General features: G+C 61.9%; 13 protein-coding genes. 2 read left to right on the top strand and 11 right to left on the bottom strand.

All coding sequences use genetic code 11. From position 1 onward, the window contains the following. Positions 1–124: 124 nt before the first annotated feature. On the bottom strand, positions 125–1,555 hold the full coding sequence (locus DWV32_RS01560; protein ID WP_117756986.1) for a 6-phospho-beta-glucosidase: 1,431 nt from the start codon (positions 1,553–1,555) through the stop codon (positions 125–127). A 390-nt stretch (positions 1,556–1,945) separates the two neighbouring features. Here DWV32_RS01560 and DWV32_RS01555 point away from each other — a divergent pair, with 390 nt between their 5' ends. Continuing rightward, the gene (locus DWV32_RS01555) at positions 1,946–3,052 is read left to right on the top strand and encodes an ATP-binding protein (protein WP_117756985.1); all 1,107 of its coding nucleotides are present in this window, start codon (positions 1,946–1,948) and stop codon (positions 3,050–3,052) included. A 202-nt stretch (positions 3,053–3,254) separates the two neighbouring features. On the opposite strand, the gene DWV32_RS01550 is transcribed toward DWV32_RS01555, so the two are convergent. From DWV32_RS01550 to DWV32_RS01510, 9 genes are all read right to left on the bottom strand, one after another. Further along, positions 3,255–3,899 (bottom strand): DUF4867 family protein, encoded by a 645-nt coding sequence (locus DWV32_RS01550; RefSeq protein ID WP_117756984.1) that lies wholly within the window; start codon positions 3,897–3,899, stop codon positions 3,255–3,257. A 144-nt stretch (positions 3,900–4,043) separates the two neighbouring features. Next, on the bottom strand, positions 4,044–4,532 hold the full coding sequence (locus tag DWV32_RS01545) for an S-ribosylhomocysteine lyase (RefSeq protein WP_117640520.1): 489 nt from the start codon (positions 4,530–4,532) through the stop codon (positions 4,044–4,046). Positions 4,533–4,662: 130 nt separating this feature from the next. Next, a complete protein-coding gene (locus DWV32_RS01540; RefSeq protein ID WP_117756983.1) occupies positions 4,663–6,153 on the bottom strand; it encodes a glycerol kinase GlpK in 1,491 nt (496 codons plus the stop codon). Between the two features lie 177 nt (positions 6,154–6,330). Further along, positions 6,331–7,272, bottom strand: a complete 942-nt coding sequence (locus tag DWV32_RS01535) for a transketolase family protein (protein WP_117640518.1) — start codon at positions 7,270–7,272, stop codon at positions 6,331–6,333. After that, a complete protein-coding gene (locus tag DWV32_RS01530) occupies positions 7,265–8,101 on the bottom strand; it encodes a transketolase (protein WP_199576976.1) in 837 nt (278 codons plus the stop codon). The genes DWV32_RS01535 and DWV32_RS01530 overlap by 8 nt, the downstream gene beginning before the upstream one ends. A 2-nt stretch (positions 8,102–8,103) precedes the next feature. Continuing rightward, entirely contained in the window at positions 8,104–9,504 is a 1,401-nt protein-coding gene (locus tag DWV32_RS01525) for an L-fucose/L-arabinose isomerase family protein (RefSeq protein ID WP_117756982.1), read from the bottom strand. 256 nt (positions 9,505–9,760) lie between these two features. Beyond that, the gene (locus DWV32_RS01520) at positions 9,761–10,771 is read right to left on the bottom strand and encodes a LacI family DNA-binding transcriptional regulator (protein ID WP_117756981.1); all 1,011 of its coding nucleotides are present in this window, start codon (positions 10,769–10,771) and stop codon (positions 9,761–9,763) included. A gap of 195 nt (positions 10,772–10,966) precedes the next feature. Next, positions 10,967–11,941, bottom strand: coding sequence for a nucleoside hydrolase (locus tag DWV32_RS01515; RefSeq protein ID WP_117756980.1), 975 nt, complete (start codon positions 11,939–11,941; stop codon positions 10,967–10,969). Positions 11,942–11,945: 4 nt separating this feature from the next. Further along, the gene (locus DWV32_RS01510; protein WP_117756979.1) at positions 11,946–12,941 is read right to left on the bottom strand and encodes a ribokinase; all 996 of its coding nucleotides are present in this window, start codon (positions 12,939–12,941) and stop codon (positions 11,946–11,948) included. A 186-nt stretch (positions 12,942–13,127) separates the two neighbouring features. Here DWV32_RS01510 and DWV32_RS01505 point away from each other — a divergent pair, with 186 nt between their 5' ends. Further along, positions 13,128–15,344, top strand: a complete 2,217-nt coding sequence (locus tag DWV32_RS01505; protein ID WP_117756978.1) for an acyltransferase family protein — start codon at positions 13,128–13,130, stop codon at positions 15,342–15,344. Between the two features lie 110 nt (positions 15,345–15,454). Here DWV32_RS01505 and DWV32_RS01500 read toward each other — a convergent pair whose 3' ends face one another. Further along, the gene (locus DWV32_RS01500) at positions 15,455–16,651 is read right to left on the bottom strand and encodes an Nramp family divalent metal transporter (RefSeq protein WP_055252163.1); all 1,197 of its coding nucleotides are present in this window, start codon (positions 16,649–16,651) and stop codon (positions 15,455–15,457) included. Positions 16,652–16,681: the final 30 nt, after the last annotated feature.

The following is a 16,681-nucleotide window of genomic DNA, read 5'->3' as shown; positions in this document are numbered from 1 at the left end:
TTTCCGGTTCGACGAACAGCCGATCGTGTCAAATGTGGTCTAACAGAGCCTTTAACAAAGCGCCCGGCGGGCATAAGCTGCTCGCCAGGCGCCTCGGTTAGGAAGCTATGGTTGTTGGGAAACCCTAAGCCAGATCTTCGCCGTTCGTCTCGATAACGTGCTTGTACCAATCAAAGCTCTTCTTCTTGGAGCGCTTGAGGGTGCCGTTGCCCGCGTCGTCGCGGTCGACGTAGATAAAGCCGTAGCGCTTGGACATCTCGCCGGTGCCGGCAGAGACGAGGTCGATCGGGCCCCAGGTGGTGTAGCCCAAAAGGTCCACGCCGTCCTCGGTCACGGCATCGCGCATGGCGGCGATATGCTGGCGCAGGTAGTCGATACGGTAGTCGTCGTTGATGGAGCCATCCTCCTCGACAACATCCTTGGCGCCCAGACCGTTCTCAACCACAAACAGCGGCTTCTGATAGCGGTCGTACAGGTCGTTGAGCGTGATGCGGAAGCCCAGCGGATCGATAGCCCAGCCCCACTGGCTCTCCTGCAGATAGGGGTTCTTGGCGCCAGCGAAAGCGTTGCCCTGGGTGCGCTCGATATCGGGGTTGTCGGCACCGGCAGAGCAGCGGGTGCTGTAGTAGCTAAAGCTGATGAAGTCGACGGTGTTGGCGGCCAGGATCTCGCGATCCTCATCGGTCATCCCGACATCGATGCCCAAGCGCTCGAGCTTCTTGAGCGCATAGGCCGGGTAGTAGCCGCGGCTCTGGACGTCGACAAAGAAGTAGTTGTTCTGGTTGTCGAGCTGCGCCTGACGCACGTCGCCCGGACGGCAGCTGTAGGGATAGTAGGTGCCCGCGGCGAGCATGCAGCCGATCTTGACCTCGGGGTCGATCTCGTGGGCGATCTTGGTTGCCCAAGCGCTGGCGACGAGCTCGTTGTGGGCGGCCAGGTACTCGACGGCTTCCTTGTTCTCGCCCTCCTCAAAGACCAGGCCGGCACCCATAAACGGAAGGTGCAAGATCATGTTGATCTCGTTGAAGGTGAGCCAGTACTTCACCAGGCCCTTGTAGCGGGTGAAGATCGTGGTCGCGAGGTTCTTGTAGAAGTCGATGAGCTTGCGGTTGCGCCAGCCGCCGTACTCCTTGATGAGGTGAACGGGGCAGTCGAAGTGTGTGATGGTCACGAGCGGCTCGATGCCGTGCGCCTGGCACTCGCGGAACACGTCCTCGTAGAAGGCCAGGCCGGCCTCGTTGGGCTCGGCCTCGTCACCGTTGGGGAAGATGCGGGTCCAGGCCAGGCTCATGCGGAAGGTCTTAAAGCCCATCTCGGCAAAGAGGGCGATGTCCTCCTTGTAGTGATGGTAGAAATCGATGCCGGTCTGTGCGGGATAGTAATAGCCGTCCTCGAAGTCGAGCATCTTGCGCTGGCCGGAGACCACCGCGTAACGCTCCGGGCCGTGCGGCGCCACATCCACGTTGGCCAGGCCGCGACCGTCAACGTTGTAGGCGCCCTCGCACTGGTTGGCAGCCGTCGCACCGCCCCACAGGAAGTCATTACGGAAAGCCATGCATCGATCCTTTCACACGTTGTTTGTCGTGGCTTCAGTATCCCCGCAAATAGGGCCTCGCTCAACGACAGCGACGTAGGCCGACACTTCTTTTCGCACACGGCGGCCCGGCAGCCGCCCCCGTCTGACACTTCTTGATACCCGCCCGCCCACACCACCACAAAGGGGACAGGCACCTTTGTGGTGGTGTGGGGCGGTTGCGGTGAAATAGTTCCTGTTTTCCGGTCCGCGGCGCCTAAACAGGAACTATTCCACCGCAAGTTAATGAGACTAGTCCACGGTGATGTCGAGGTTCTTGCCGATGAGGCCTATGCAACCGTCCTCGGCCTGCGGGCTATTTGACTGAATAGGAAAAAAAGGAAAAAATAGGAAAAAAAGGAAAGGAGACTCATGACTGAAACCATCTTCTCCCCCTCATTTGGAAATCGCCCGTCCTATCTGGTGGGGCGCGGGAACGTGATTTCGACATTCATCTCTGGTCTTGAGCAGGAGCCGGGCAATCGCGACCGAGCCATGCTCATGCTTGGACAGCGAGGCAGCGGCAAGACGGTTCTTCTGTGGGAACTTGCCGACCGCGCACGCAAGCTCGGCTTTGTTGTCGCCACGCCCACCGTAGCCTCCGAGGATATGCTCGAGCGCATTGTTGAGAAGATCCAGGAAGCAGGCGAGCCTTACGTAAATAAACGCCGCCTCCCCAAACTCACGAGCGGCAGTCTAAGTGTTTTTGGGTTCTCGGCAGGCCTCGAGTTCACACGAGATGTGCAGGAGACCAAGAGTTTTCAGTTTAAACTCACGCAGCTTGCGCGCAAACTGACCGAGCAGGGCCATGGCATCCTCATCCTCATCGATGAGCTCCAGGCAAATTCATCCGAGATTAGGCAGCTCGTCACCGCCTATCAAGAGCTGGTCGGCGAACGACTCAACGTCGCGCTCGTCATGGCGGGCCTCCCGGGAGCAGTCTCCGCGACACTCAACGACCGCGTACTGACATTTCTCAACCGTGCACGCAAAGTCACGCTCGAACCGCTTTCAGTCGGAGATGTCGACGCCTATTATCAGCGGGCTTTTGAGGAGCTCGGCCTTGATATTCCAAGCGACCTTCGCCTCCACGCCGCTCGCGCAACTCAAGGCTCCCCCTACATGCTGCAGCTCATCGGCTACAACATCGCCAATCGCTGCAAGGTCGGAGAGCGCGTAGCACAAGCGCAAATCGACGGGGCCATCGAAGCGTCCAAAGTCGATTTCGAAAATGATGTTTGTGAAACGACGCTCGCCGCGCTATCGGACCAAGACGTCGCGTTTCTCGACGCAATGACTGATGACGAAGACGCCGTTTCGCGCATTTCCGATGTAGCGAAACGCATGTCGGTCACACCCGACTATGCGCAAAAGTATCGCCGGCGCCTCATCGACGCCGGCGTTATCGAACAGGCACGCCGCGGTTACGTGCGCTTCGCCGTACCATATATGGCTGACTACCTGCGCAGCCAGCTCTAGCCAACCGCCACAATGGGGACAGGCACCTTTGTGGTGGTTTGGGCCCGTTTGTCTCGATCTGTAACAGCTAGGCCGTCAAAATCGGGTTTGGTGTTACAGATCGAGATTGTTCAGTCTGTCCCCTGCAGTTTGTCTAAATCTGTAACAGGTAGAGACGATTTGGCCCGTCAGATGTTACAGATCGAGACAAACAAGAAGCCCCCTAGTCGCAGGTGATGTCGAGGTTCTTGCCGATGAGGCCTACGTAGCCGCCCTCGGCTGCCTTGGGGCTGTCGGCGTGGCAGAGGACCCACTTGTCGGCCTTCCAGTAGCAGTAGCTGTCACCGGCCGCGGGCATGTCGGCCGCAGCCTCGGGGCGCGGGCCGTTGGTGCCAGCGGGCAGCGCCACCATCACCTGGAAGCCGCCGTCGTCGACCATGCACGGCGTGTAGTGGAGCGTGGTGTTGAAAACCTCGACGACCGTACCCGCCGGCACGCGGAACGCCTTGACGCATGCGGTGTCGAGCTTGCCGTCCTCGATCTCCCAGCGATGCGCCACGAGCAGAATAAAATCGCGGGCGCCCAGGTTAAACTCGCTGGCGCGGTGATACTCCAGGCAGTTGAGTTTCGTGTTGTGGCCGTTGCACCAGCCCAGCTGGAAGGGACGACCGCCAAACATGAGAAAGCCCAGTTTATCGGCATCCTTGACGCCCTCAAGCTCCGGCGCACTCGCTACGTACTTGCTGCCCTCAGGAATGGGCGTGGCAGAGAGCGCCTCGAGCACGGGCGACGTGAGCTCGGACGGGACGTCATCCCAAACGTTGCCATAGGATTTGAACTCGGGATCGTTAACAGAGTAGATATGCATGTTCGCTCCTGTTCGTAAATGTGACTATACGAACATTCTAGAACAAACATGAGCGATTTTGAACGCTCGTCCCGACCACTCAACAAAAAGGCGCCCCCGCATAAGCGAAGACGCCCAATGCACGCGTTTTGGGCGATAAAGCCCTTACGCCTGTTGATAGTGCAGGTGCTTCTCGTCGATATCGGCCAGGTCGCGGTCGAGATAACGGCGCGCAAGCCAGTTGGCCATGGGGAGGTTCTGGTCCAGATAGTTGCCGCACTCCTCGGGAGCAGCGCCGGGGATATCGCCCTCAAAGCCAGCGACGAACTCGAACAGTTCACGCACGAGCGGCAAGATTTCCTCGCTCGTCAGCTCACCAAAAACGACGAGGTAAAAGCCCGTGCGGCAGCCCATGGGCCCAAAGTAGACAATGCGGCTCGACCACTCGGCATGATTGCGGAGGAACGTGGCACCCAGATGCTCGATGGTGTGGCATTCGGCCGTGTTCATGACCGGCTCCTTGTTGGGCGTGGTCAGGCGCAGATCAAAGGTGGTGACGGCGGCGCCGGTCGCCGGATCGCGGTCGATGCGGCTTACATACACGCCGGGCTCAAGCAGCAGATGGTCAACGGAAAAACTCGCGATGCGCTCCATGGCAGATCCTCTCGGTAGTCAATTTGGGACGGGGCTCTTTTAGCTGGTCATAGCAATCGCAACCAATGATAGCAGTCAAAAAAGCCCCGTCCCAAATTGACTACTTTGGGACGGGGCACTGCGCAGGCGCTTAGGCCGTATATGAGATCGTCGCTTCGACGGCATGCCGCCAGCCGGCGATCTTTTTGGCTCGCTCACCTGCGGGCATGGTGGGCTCCACGATGCCGCGGGCGCCATAGACGTCGACGACATCGCGCGCGTACATGCCCAGCGCAATGCCGCAGGCCCAAGCTGCGCCCAGACCGCTCATCTCGTCATTGCTCGCAATGCGGATGGGCGAGCCGACCAAGTCACTTTCAAACTGCATCAGGTACGCGTCACGCGTGGGGCCGCCGTCAACACGAAGCTCGGCAAGCGCCGCGCCCGAATCCTCGACCATCGCATCAATAACGTCGAAGATCTGATAGGCGATCGACTCATCGGCGGCCTTTACGAACTCCGCGCGACCCGTGGTGCGCGTCATGCCAAAGACGCAGCCCTCGGCATCACTTGCCCAGTGCGGCGCACCCAGGCCGGTAAACGCCGGCACAAAGTAGACGCGGCTCGCCGGATTGGCGGCGTAGCACAGGTCGGTGACCTCCTCGGGGTTGTTGATGAGCTCCAAATCGTCGCGCAGCCAGGTCTTGACGGCGCCGGCGTAGCTCACGTTGCCCTCGAGCACATACTCGGTCACGCCGTTCATACGCCACGCAAGCGAGCTCGAAAGCCCGTGCGAGCTGGCGACAAACTCGTTGCCGACGTTCATCATGACCGAGCTGCCGGTGCCATAGGTCGCTTTGGCCATGCCGCGGCTATGGCAGCCCTGGGCAAACAAGGCCGCGTGGCTGTCGCCGAGCACGCCGTGAATGGGCACGGGTGCCGGCAAAAAGCCGCCCAGGTCCGTCGTGCCAAAGAGACCGTCGGAATCGGTCACCTGCGGCAGGCAGGCCGGGTCGATGCCAAAAGCCTCGCACACCGGCTCGCTCCAACAGCCACGGCGCAGGTCGAAGAGCTGCGTGCGGCTGGCATTGGACCAGTCGCAGCGAAACTCCGCACCGCCCGTGAGCGTCCAGACCACCCAGGCATCGATGGTGCCCAGGCACAGCTCGCCCGCCGCCGCGGCCTTGGCAGCCGCCGGAACGTTCGCGAGGATCCAAGCCATCTTGCCCGCCGGATAGTAGGGCGAAAGCACCAGACCCGTCGTGTCACGCACCAGCTCGGCCACGCCTTCGCGCGCAGCAAGCTCGTCGCACAGCTCGCGGGCGCGGGCGCACTGCCACACCACGGCGTCGCACAGCGGCTCGCCCGTCGTGCGGTTCCAGGCAACGGTGGTCTCGCGCTGGTTGGAGATGCCAATGCCGGCGATATCTGCCGGATCGACCCCGGTCTCCTCCACCACGGCACGCGCCACGGCCAGCACGTTGGCGGCAATCTCGGTCGGATCATGGCTCACCCAGCCGGCCTCGTTGACAATCTGGCGATGCGAGCGGTCGGCACGGTGAATCAGGTGGCCGCCCTCGTCCACCAGCAGCGCCTTCGTGCCCTGCGTGGACTGATCGATTCCGATGATGTATTTGCTCATGTACTCTCCTGTCTCCCCCGTCGATTCAAAAACTAAAATCCGACGGACAAGGAGCGAGTGGCCGACCGGCTCATGAGAGCGCAGCCGGCCTGCTCAGAATTCAACCTAAAAGGATTGGTGCAAACCTGCCCCCTTTGCACCAAGTTGATGCAAAGTGACCTGTCCCCGATGCACCAATTACTCTGCGGGCAGGAACTCGGCGACCGTCTTGGCGATTCCCTCGCCCGTCAGGCCATAGTGCGCAAAGACCTCGGGACTCGTGCCGGTGATGACCGGCGCGTCGGGCAGGCTCAGGCACTTAACCGGACGCGGGCAATGCTCGCCCACGACCTGCGCGACCATGGAGCCCAGGCCGCCAAAGGGGCTGTGCTCCTCGACGGTCACGACGGCGCGCGTGGCACCGGCGGCCTCAATCACGGCCTCGGCGTCGAGCGGCTTGACGCAGTACATGTCAAGCACGGTAGCGGAGATACCCTGCTCGGCCAGCAGGTCGGCGGCGTCCACGGCATGGCGGACCATCTCGCCGGTGGCGACAATCGTCACATCGGTGCCACGACGCACCCAGGTGGCGCGGTCCATCTGGAACGGGCACTCGTCCTCGGTATACACGTCCTCGACCGGGTTGCGGCCCACGCGGATATAGGCCGGCTTGTTGTCGGCAACCAGGGCGCGCACGAGCTCGGCAGTCTGGAAACGATCGCTCGGCAGATACACGCGCATGTTGGGAATCGCGCTCATGGCAGCGATATCCTGCGCGGAGTGATGGCTCATGCCTAAGGCGCCGTAGGACACGCCGCCCGAGATACCGATGAGCTTGACGTTGGTGTTGGAGTACGAGACGTCGACCTTGCACTGCTCATACGAGCGTGTGGTCACAAAGGACGCCGGCGAGGCGGCCCAGGCCTTCTTGCCGCACGAAGCCATGCCGGCGGCGATGCTCACCAGGTCCTGCTCGGCGATGCCGACCTCAATGGACTGCTGGGGATACTGATCGAAGAACGGCGTGAGCGATGCGGAGCCGCGGGAGTCGGAGCACAGGACGACGATGTCCTTATCGGTCTCGGCGGCCTCGAGCAGCGTGTCGCAGATAACCTTGCGGTTGGCGATCTTGTTAGCCATTGATAGCCTCCTTGTGGGCAGCGAAATCGGCGATGATCTGGGCATATTCCTCGTCGTTGGGCAAGTGATGATGCCAGGCGGCCTTGTCCTCCATAACCGGCGAGCCGTAGCCCTTCACCGTGTTGAGGATGATGACCGTGGGCTTGCCGCAGGTCTCGGCCGCAAGCGTCAGCGCGGCGTCGATGGCCCGGACGTCGTTGCCCGGAATGGAGAGCACGTTCCAGCCGAAGGCGGCCCAGCGCTCCTCCTGCGAATCCTGCTTCATGACGTCCTCGGTGCTGCCACTGATCTGCAGGCGGTTGCGGTCCACGAGCGCGCACAGGTTATCGAGCTGGTAGTTGCCGCCGCTCATGGCGCCTTCCCAGACCGAGCCCTCGGCAAGCTCGCCGTCGCCCATGATGGTGTAGACGCGGTAGTCGCGGCCGTCCATCTTGCCGGCAAGCGCCATGCCCACGGCCACGGGCAGACCGTGACCCAACGAGCCGGAGTTCATCTCGATGCCCTTGAGCTTGTTGTTGGGGTGACCGATGTAGGGGCTGCCAAACTTGGAGAAGCGGGCCTTGACGTCGTCGAGGTCCAGATAGCCCTCGTGGCACAGCACCGCGTAGTAGGCCTCCATGGCGTGGCCCTTAGAGAGCACAAAGCGGTCGCGGTTGGGGTCGTCGACGGTCTCGGGCGAAATGTTGAGGTGGTTGGCATAGAGGGTCATGAGGGCGTCAATCACCGACATGTCGCCGCCGATGTGGCCGCCGGCGCCAGCCATGATGATATCGACGCAATCGCGGCGAAGGTCCCAGCGCAGGGACTCAAGCTCTTCGATAGTTGCCATTTCTACTCTCCTCGCAGGTAGGCTTTAACGTCTTCTTCGATGGGGTCGTACAGGTCGGGGGCAATGCCGAGATACTTGCACGCCTCGTAGAGCACCGGCACCACGTTGGCGTGAATAGCGACGCAGTGGTGGATGTAGGGACCCTCGACGATCTTGGCCTCGAGGCGCTTGAGGTTCTCGACCTCGACCCACAAGTAGGTGCCCATGCCAGCTGGGCCGTCGATACCGCGGGCGTTGCCCAGCAGCAGCGAGTACTCGCCGTTGTCGCCGTCAAAGCGGGCAAGGGTGAGGTCGCCGTGCTTGGCCTCGGCCGTCAGCGCGCCGGGATGATCGAAAGCCAGCGGGTAGGTGAGCTTGGGCTTGACGGCCGCGCAGCTGCAGGGCCAGGGGCCGCAGTGCTGCAGCAACTCACCGTTCTCATTGTCGGGATGGCGCACGGTCCAGTCGGCGAACATGCCGCGGTGACGGCCCAGGTCGGCGGCCTCGACCATCAGCGCGGTGATGGCGCCGTGGATATCGGTCTCGCATACGATAGGAATGCCCATCTCGTTGAGGATGGCGTTGGCGGCGCAGGGCATAATGCCCAGCTCGTCCTGCAGAGCGTTCCAGCACTGAATGGCACCGGCGTTGCAGCCATACTTCTCGACCAAGCGCTTCATGGCGATGGCAAGACCGGCGACCGCGGGGACCTTGTCCTCGGGGATGCAGATCTCAAAGCTGTCGTTGATGTGGGCAAGCATGGCGGCCATGGCCTGCTCGTCGGTCTGGGCGTCGCGCACGGCCTGAACAAGTTCGGTCATGGGGATGGGCGAAAGCTGAATATTGAACTTCTCGAGCAGCTCGCCCTCGTTGCACATAGTGGACCAGAAGTCGAACGGGCGGGTGGCCATCTGCAGGATGCGGGTGTGCTTGAAGGTCTTGACCACGTTGCACACGGCCAGGAAGTCCCAGACGCCGCGCTCGAACTCGGGGTCGGTCAGGCGGCAGTTGGTCATGTAGGTGAAGGGAACCTGGAAGCGGCGCAGGACCTTGCCGGTCGCGAACAGGCCACACTGGCTGTCGCGCAGACGGGTGCCGTCGGGCTCGGGGCGCTCGTCGCGCGGGCCCCACAGCAGCACGGGCAGGCCGAGCTCACGGGCAAGGCGGGCGCAAACGTACTCGGTGCCAAAGTTGGCGTGGCACAGCATGATGCCGTCGACGCCCTCGGCGCGGAACTTCTTGACGATAGGCTCGATATGGCTGTCGTCAAACAGCAGGCCCTCGTCGTTGATGTCGTCGATGTCCACAATGTCGACGCCGATCTCGCGCAGGCGATCAGCCGTCAGGCCGCGATACTTGATCGCGTCCGGCGCGCTAAAAATGCTGCGGCGCGTGGGCACAAAGCCGAGCTTGATCTTATCCATGTACGTCCTCCCCTAGTCACATGTTCAGTAAACAGACGCTTGTTTCGTTTTGTTCTGTTTACTAAATGTTTTACTATTCTGTTTAGAAGTCTAGCGCGAAATACCCGTGGACGGTAGTGAAATCAGCCTAAACGGTATGTAAACAAACTGAACATACAAGGAGAACAAAAAGGGTCCCGAAGGACCCCCTTTTTGAATAGCGTTGTTTTTACTGCCCTCGCGCGCTTTGACGCGCCGCGAGCGATGCTGCCCTCGCCTAGATTTCGCGCACGCTCTGGCGCTCGACAAAATACGTCGATACGGCCGTCTTGCAGGTATAGCTCTTGGGATTGCGGATGTTGCCCACCAGACGACGCACCGCGATCTCGCCCACCTCGTGCTTGGGAACGCGCACCGTAGTGAGCGGCGGGTTGGAGAAGGCGCCCAGAGACAGGTCGTCAAAGCCGATGATCGAGACGTCCTCGGGCACGCGTACGCCGCGTTCGTTCAGCGCGCGCATGGCGCCCACGGCAAGCACGTCGTTCTCGGCAAAGAAAGCCGTCGGCAGGTCGTCGCGCGAGATGCTGTCGAGCCACACGCCCATGTCGCGATAAGCGCCCTCGAGCGTGGTTCCCAGCGTGACGCGCCATGCCGGGTTGGCCTCAAGGTCTGCATCTTCAAGCGCTTGGCGATAGCCGCGCTCGCGATCCTTAAAGTTGCGGATGCGAAGGTCGCCTGCCAGATAGCCGATATGCTTGTGACCCTTCTCGATAAGGTAATCCACGGCACGCAGCACCGAGTCGGTGTTGGCAATGACTACGGCATCAAAGTACTGGCGGTCGCTCCAACCGTCGAGCACGATCAGGTGGGCGGCGGCGTTGGCAAACAGAGCGTAGTCTTCCTCGCCCAGCTCGGTGCCCATCAGCACGATGGCGGCAGCCGGGTCGGCGATAAGGCCCTCGACCTGCGGGCGCACGGCGTTCAGGTCGCTAAAGTCGAGCGAGACAAAGCTCGTGCTCATGCCGTGGCGACGCGCCTGGCGCTCCACGCCCTCGATGACCGCGGGATGGAAGGTGCTCTCGTCCAGGATGGCGCCCGTCTTGCGCGCAAGCACAAACTGGATGCTCTCGAGCTGCGTCGACTGCTGATAGCCGAGCGACTGCGCGCACTCCAAGATGACCTTGGCGGTCTCCTCGCTCACGCTGCGCTTGCGGTTGAGCGCGTTGGACACGGTTGCGGGCGAAAAACCGGTGATGCGGCTGATCTCGCGAACACTTGCTTTGGCCATTGTTCCCCCTAGCAACGGCCGTGGCGGAGCATCGCGACTCGATGGCTCGGCAACTAAACGACCGCAAATTAAATCTAAACAGAATAGTAAATGTTTAATAGCTAGTTTAGCCTGTTGTCAAGCGAAGCGACGCGACTATTCCCCCAACGGGCGCATTTGCTCGGTAGCTAATTTGGGACGGGGCGTGAAAAACATTTATCCCAGGACGCGGGCCATGCGCGTCTTGAACTCGGTCAGGAAGCGCGGGGCGTCGACGGTCAGCGCCACAAGCGCGCTCTTGTCCGGATCGGACAGGCAGTGCTCGTCGCAGATGGTGCGGCCGCGGTACTCGCCCAGCAGGTCGACACGCAAATTGCAGCCGAGCGCACCCACGAGTGTGGGGTCAATCGCCACGGCGACGGCAAGCGGATCGTGCAGCGCGCAGCCACCCAGGTAGGGTGCGTTCATCTCGTACGAGCCAATGTAGTGCTCGACCATGCTCGCAAATGCGCAGCCCGCCATGGCGCCCGAGCCCGTCCAGCCGGCAACGTCGCGACGCGTAAGCACCACGCGATGCGTCACATCCAGACCCACCATGGTGAGCTTACGGCCCGAGCGCAGCACGGCATCGGCCGCCTCGGGATCGCTTGCCATGTTGGCCTCGGCACCTGCGCTCACGTTACCGGGCACGGTCAGGGCGCCGCCCATCACCACCACGCGGCCGATAGACATCACCGCCGCCGCATCACGCTCTAGGGCAAGCGCCAGGTTGGAGAGCGGGCCGGTCGCCACGTAAACCAGATCGGGACCATAGGTGCGCGCGGCATCGATCAGATAATCGACCGCAGCGTTGCCATCAGCCGATGTCGCCCCCACCGGCTCGTAGGGCGACGCGGGCACGCTCGCGCCGCCGATGCCGTTCTTACCGTGAATGAGCGCGGTGGACGCCGGCGGCGTATAAGGCTCAGTCGCCTGCAGAGGACGGTCGGCACCCAGGTACACCGGCACCTCGGGACGGCCCAACAGGTCGAGCACCGCCAGGCAGTTATGCGCCGACTGGTCGACGCGCACGTTGCCAAAACATGTGGTAATGCCCACGAGTTCCACCTCGGGGCTCGCGATGGCATAGGCAAGCGCCATCGCATCGTCCACACCCATATCCAGATCAAGGATCAGCTTCTTGATTGCCATTGTTCTACTCCGCTTCTCCGTCTTGTACCAAATCGTCTAAATCAAACACGCGATCAACTTCGGCGCGCGTGGGAATCGACTGCTGCGCGCCCAAACGTGACACCGTCACCGCCGAGGCACGGGCGCCGGCGGCCATACACTCAAAGAGTGGCAGGCCCTCCAGGCGAGCCGCCGCAAGCGCACCAATAAACGTATCGCCCGCAGCCGTGGTGTCGACCACCTCGCTCGAAAGCGCCGGCATGCGCAGCAGCTCACCGTCATCACCAAGTGCAACTGAGCCGGCGCCGCCTAGCGTGATGACCGCAGCCCCGGCGCCCTTGTCGAGCAGCGCATTGAGCGCGGCGGCGCAACTCGCGTCATCCGTGGGCAGAATGCCCGTCAGCACCTGGCACTCGGTCTCGTTGGGGCAGACCAGGTCGACCGCAGGCCACGCTCCTGCCGGCAGGTCGCAGGCGGGTGCCGGGTTAAAGATCGTATAGAATCCCAGCTCGTGAGCGCAAAAGAGCGCCGCGGCCGTTGCCATCAGATCACATTCGCCCTGGACGATAAAGACGCTTCCGGCAGCCGGGGCAATCTCGCTGGCGTCGCCGTCGAGCTCGTCGCGCACCAGGCGCCTCAGTGCGCGGGCAACGTCCTCGCCCGCAAGTGCATGGTTGGCGCCCGTCGACAGCACGATGCGGTTGTCGCTCTCGCAGCGAATGATAGTCGCGGTACCGGTCTCCACGCCATCGAGACGTGTCACAAACTCAACGCCCACGCCGGCATCCTGAAGCCCCGCCACGAGCACATCGCCAAATGCGTCGCGCCCAACAGCGCCAATCATGCACGTGTGCGCACCCATGCGCGCGGCGGCGACGGCCTGGTTGGCGCCCTTACCGCCGGCGTTGGTGATAAAACCGCTGCCACCGACTGTCTCGCCAGCGCGCGGCATGCGCTCGCACGCCACCGAAAGGTCCATGTTCATGCTGCCGAACACCGCAACGATGCTGTGATCCGCCATGGAAACCTCCTCGTCCGTGGGCTCTGCACCCGCTGTCGGCCGTCAATCGCGTGCTCTCGCACCTCTATAACTTTAGTTCACTTTGATGTGAACACGCGCTTGAGCTTGCGCCAGCAGCAAGCATTCACAGGAGCAGGCAGCTACAATGAATGTGTGCTGATTATTCTCGTCATTGGATGATGTTTTATGGAACAATTCTCGCAATCGGGCTCGCGCGGTCGACGCCGCACGGGCAACGAGCCGGCACCGCACGAACGCGTGAAGAACGAATGCCGTGCCAACGAGCCGCAACGCACCACGAGCCCCCATCGCGCTTCCGCCAACAGCGCGGGCCGTGCCAACACTCCCGCCACGGAGCAGACGCCTGCTCGCCCCAAGTCCCGCTACATCCCTGCCCTTGACGGCCTGCGCACGCTTGCCGTCGTCGCGGTGGTGCTCTATCACCTCAACCTCACGTGGGCGCAGGGCGGTCTGCTCGGCGTCACGATCTTCTTTGTGCTTTCGGGCTATCTGATCACACGCCTGCTACTCAACGAAGTCGCTAAGACCGGCCGCATCGACCTCAAGAGCTTCTGGATTCGCCGCATCCGTCGCCTGGTCCCCGCCGTGGTAACGGTAGTGTTCGTGACCTGCGCGCTGTGCACGATCTTTAACCACGTGATGCTTACCAAGATGCGCCCCGACATTCTGCCGTCGCTGCTGTTCTTCAACAACTGGTGGCAGATTGCCCAAAACGTCTCGTACTTCAATGCTCTGGGCGATCCCTCGCCGCTTACGCACTTTTGGTCGCTCGCCATCGAGGAACAGTTCTACCTGGTTTGGCCCCCGCTGCTGCTCGCTATGGTATCCATGCACATGAGCAAGCCCAACACGCGCCGCATGGTTCTGGGCCTGGCTGCTGTCTCCGCCATCGCCATGATGGTGCTCTATAACCCCGCCGCCGATCCCAGCCGCGTGTACTACGGCACCGACACCCGCGTGTTCTCGCTGCTGCTGGGTGCCTGGATGGCCTTTATCCCCGATCGCGACCTGGCGCCGGTGCGTCTCGTTCATCGTTTGGGGCTCAATCGCCTGGCTGGCGCCGCCAAGCACGGCAAGAACGCCGAGGGCAAGCCTGGCGAGAAGGCCGACGAATCAGCCGAGACCGCCCCGGCACAGCCGAGCGCCCTCGTGCGCTTTTGGTCCTCGCCCGCATCCATCGATGTATTGGGCGTCGTGGGTCTGGTTGGCCTTGCCGCCATGGTCGCGCTCACCAACGGCTACACCGCGTTCCAGTATCGCGGCGGCACGCTGTTATGCTCCATCCTCACGCTCATGGTCATCGCGGCCTGCGTGCAGCCCCAGGGAATGGTTGCCCGCGCGCTGTCCGCCGAGCCGCTCGTGTGGGTTGGCAAGCGCTCATACAGCATCTACCTGTGGCACTATCCGCTGCTGTTGCTTATGAACCCGGTCGCCAACATCAACGATACACCGTGGTGGCAGTACATTTTGCAGGTGCTGTTGGTGGTCACCGTGGCCGAATGCTCATATCGCTTTATCGAGACGCCGTTTAGAAAGGGCGCCTTTGGGCGCACCGTATCCGAGTTCCGCGACGGCACCACCACGCCCGCCAACTGGGTACGCGCGCACGTCCCTGCCTGCGCAGCCTGCGCTGTCGTGTTGGTCGTTGCACTGGGCGGCCTGATCTTTGTGCCCGAGACGTCTGCGCTGAGCGGCGAGGGCGCCGAAGTTCTGAACAAGGAAGCCAAGAACACCGCGCCCACCGACCAGCAGGCGGCCGACGACACCGACAAGGACAACGACGGCTTCCCCGATGGCTCCTACGATCTGCTTATGATCGGCGACTCCGTGTCGCTGCGTGCCGTGGACACCTTTGACGGCGTGTTCCCGCACAGCCATATCGATGCCGAAAAGGGCCGCCAGTTTGATGCGGGCCGCGCGACATTTGAGGGCTATATCCAGCAGAACCTTGCCGGCAAGATCGTGGTCTTTGCCCTGGGCACCAACGGCTTGGTAACCGACGACCAGATCGACGCCATCATGGCCGATGCAGGAGATAAGCGTATTGTGGTGTTTGTGAACACGCGCAGCCCGCAGCCGTGGGTTGGCTCTACCAACCAGGCCATCGCCAACGCCGCTACGCGCTACAAGAACGTGCGCGTTATCGACTGGTACGGATACAGTGCCAATCGCAACGACCTGTTCGATGGCGATGGCACGCACCTGTCGACCACTGGCGTGACTGAGTACCTCAACTTGATCCACGATGCAGTCAAGAAGGACCTGCCCGTACACCCCGAGGATCACGTCAACGATCCGCAGCCGGCAGCCGTCAAATCTGCCACCGACGCACTCGTCAATGCGCTCGCTCTCAAGCCGCACAAGCTGGGCACCGACAAGTAACCCGCAGCAAACAACCCAAAATCACTCTTTTAGAGTCGGCCCCAAGAGGTCGCGGGCAAAAAACAGGCCGCAACCCATGGCAGCGGCCTGTTTGGAGTCCAAAAGAGACGCTAAGCGCTGTAGCCCATCGCTTGCAGCACAAACATGACGACCGTCAGCACCGTAATCACGCCGATAGTCGCCCAAGTGAGCACGTTCCACACGCGGCCGTTGCGGTTGGCGCCCATAATGTGGCGATCCGCCGCGATAACCACCTGGAATACCAAGACTACAGGCAGCAGCACGCCGTTGATGACCTGCGAGGTCATCATAATCTGGAACAAATCGACGCCAGGCATGAGCACCAACACGGCAGAAATGCCGATGATGGCCGTAATGATGCCGCGGTAAACCGGGGCCTCGTCCCAGCTGCGATCGGCGCCTCGCTCCCAACCAAAAGCCTCGCAGATGGCACTCGATGTAACGCCCGGCAGCACGCAGGCAGCCAAAAAGCTCGCTGCGACCAGGCCCGAGGCAAACAACACCGTGGACCACTGGCCCGCGATGGGCTCCAGCGCGCGGGCGGCATCGGCGGCATCGCTAATCTGAATACCCGCCGGGAACAGCACCGTACCGGTCGTGATGATAATGAAGCCCGCAATGATATCAGCAGCGATCGAGCCGCTCACGGTATCAATACGCTGCAGCACGATGTCGTCCTCGCCCGCATTCTTATCGACCACGTTGTTCTGAGCCAAGAAAATCATCCACGGCGCGATGGTGGTACCGATCGTTGCGACCACGAGCGACACGTAGCTGGGGTCGTTTTGAATATTGGGGACGACCAAGTCGACCGCAACCTCGCCCCAGTTGGGACCGGCCATAAACGCGGCGACGATGTAGGTCACGAACACGCAGCTTACCAGCAGCAGAATCTTCTCGATGCGCTGGAAACTGCCCGACATGGTAAGCATCCACACCAGCAGCGCCACGAGCGGCACCGAGATGCTCGCCGGCACGCCAAACAGAGCAAGGCCGCTCGCGATACCCGCGAACTCCGAGATGGTCACCGCCGTGTTGGCGATCAGCAGCGCCGCCATGGCCAGCACGCTTTTGCGCACGCCAAAGCGCTCGCGAATGAGCGATGCCAGGCCCTTGCCCGTGACGCAGCCGCAGCGCGCCGCGGTCTCCTGCGTCACGATAAGCAGCACGGTCATGACGGGAAGCATCCAGAGCATCTTATAGCCATAGCTGGCGCCCGCGCTGGAATACGTGGCGATACCGCCGGCGTCGTTACCCGAAAGCGCCGCCAGCAGACCGGGGCCCATAGCGCCAAAGATGGCCGCGATGGTCAGCTT

It is taken from the genome of Collinsella sp. AF04-24, assembly GCF_003465685.1.
Classification (GTDB): domain Bacteria; phylum Actinomycetota; class Coriobacteriia; order Coriobacteriales; family Coriobacteriaceae; genus Collinsella; species Collinsella aerofaciens_AP.
The sequence above is the reverse complement of the archived record's forward strand: the minus strand, read 5'-3'. Positions and strand labels throughout refer to the sequence as shown.

Excerpts from the sequence above, each read along its gene's own strand:
- DWV32_RS01560 (WP_117756986.1), bottom strand. The coding sequence starts at position 1,555 with ATGGCTTTCCGTAATGACTTCCTGTGGGGCGGTGCGACGGCTGCCAAC.
- DWV32_RS01555 (WP_117756985.1), top strand. The coding sequence starts at position 1,946 with ATGACTGAAACCATCTTCTCCCCCTCATTTGGAAATCGCCCGTCCTAT.
- DWV32_RS01540 (WP_117756983.1), bottom strand. The coding sequence starts at position 6,153 with ATGAGCAAATACATCATCGGAATCGATCAGTCCACGCAGGGCACGAAG.
- DWV32_RS01500 (WP_055252163.1), bottom strand. The coding sequence starts at position 16,651 with ATGGGCCCCGGTCTGCTGGCGGCGCTTTCGGGTAACGACGCCGGCGGT.
- DWV32_RS01515 (WP_117756980.1), bottom strand. The coding sequence starts at position 11,941 with ATGGCAATCAAGAAGCTGATCCTTGATCTGGATATGGGTGTGGACGAT.
- DWV32_RS01530 (WP_199576976.1), bottom strand. The coding sequence starts at position 8,101 with ATGGCAACTATCGAAGAGCTTGAGTCCCTGCGCTGGGACCTTCGCCGC.
- DWV32_RS01520 (WP_117756981.1), bottom strand. The coding sequence starts at position 10,771 with ATGGCCAAAGCAAGTGTTCGCGAGATCAGCCGCATCACCGGTTTTTCG.
- DWV32_RS01510 (WP_117756979.1), bottom strand. The coding sequence starts at position 12,941 with ATGGCGGATCACAGCATCGTTGCGGTGTTCGGCAGCATGAACATGGAC.
- DWV32_RS01535 (WP_117640518.1), bottom strand. The coding sequence starts at position 7,272 with ATGGCTAACAAGATCGCCAACCGCAAGGTTATCTGCGACACGCTGCTC.
- DWV32_RS01545 (WP_117640520.1), bottom strand. The coding sequence starts at position 4,532 with ATGGAGCGCATCGCGAGTTTTTCCGTTGACCATCTGCTGCTTGAGCCC.
- DWV32_RS01550 (WP_117756984.1), bottom strand. The coding sequence starts at position 3,899 with ATGCATATCTACTCTGTTAACGATCCCGAGTTCAAATCCTATGGCAAC.
- DWV32_RS01505 (WP_117756978.1), top strand. The coding sequence starts at position 13,128 with ATGGAACAATTCTCGCAATCGGGCTCGCGCGGTCGACGCCGCACGGGC.
- DWV32_RS01525 (WP_117756982.1), bottom strand. The coding sequence starts at position 9,504 with ATGGATAAGATCAAGCTCGGCTTTGTGCCCACGCGCCGCAGCATTTTT.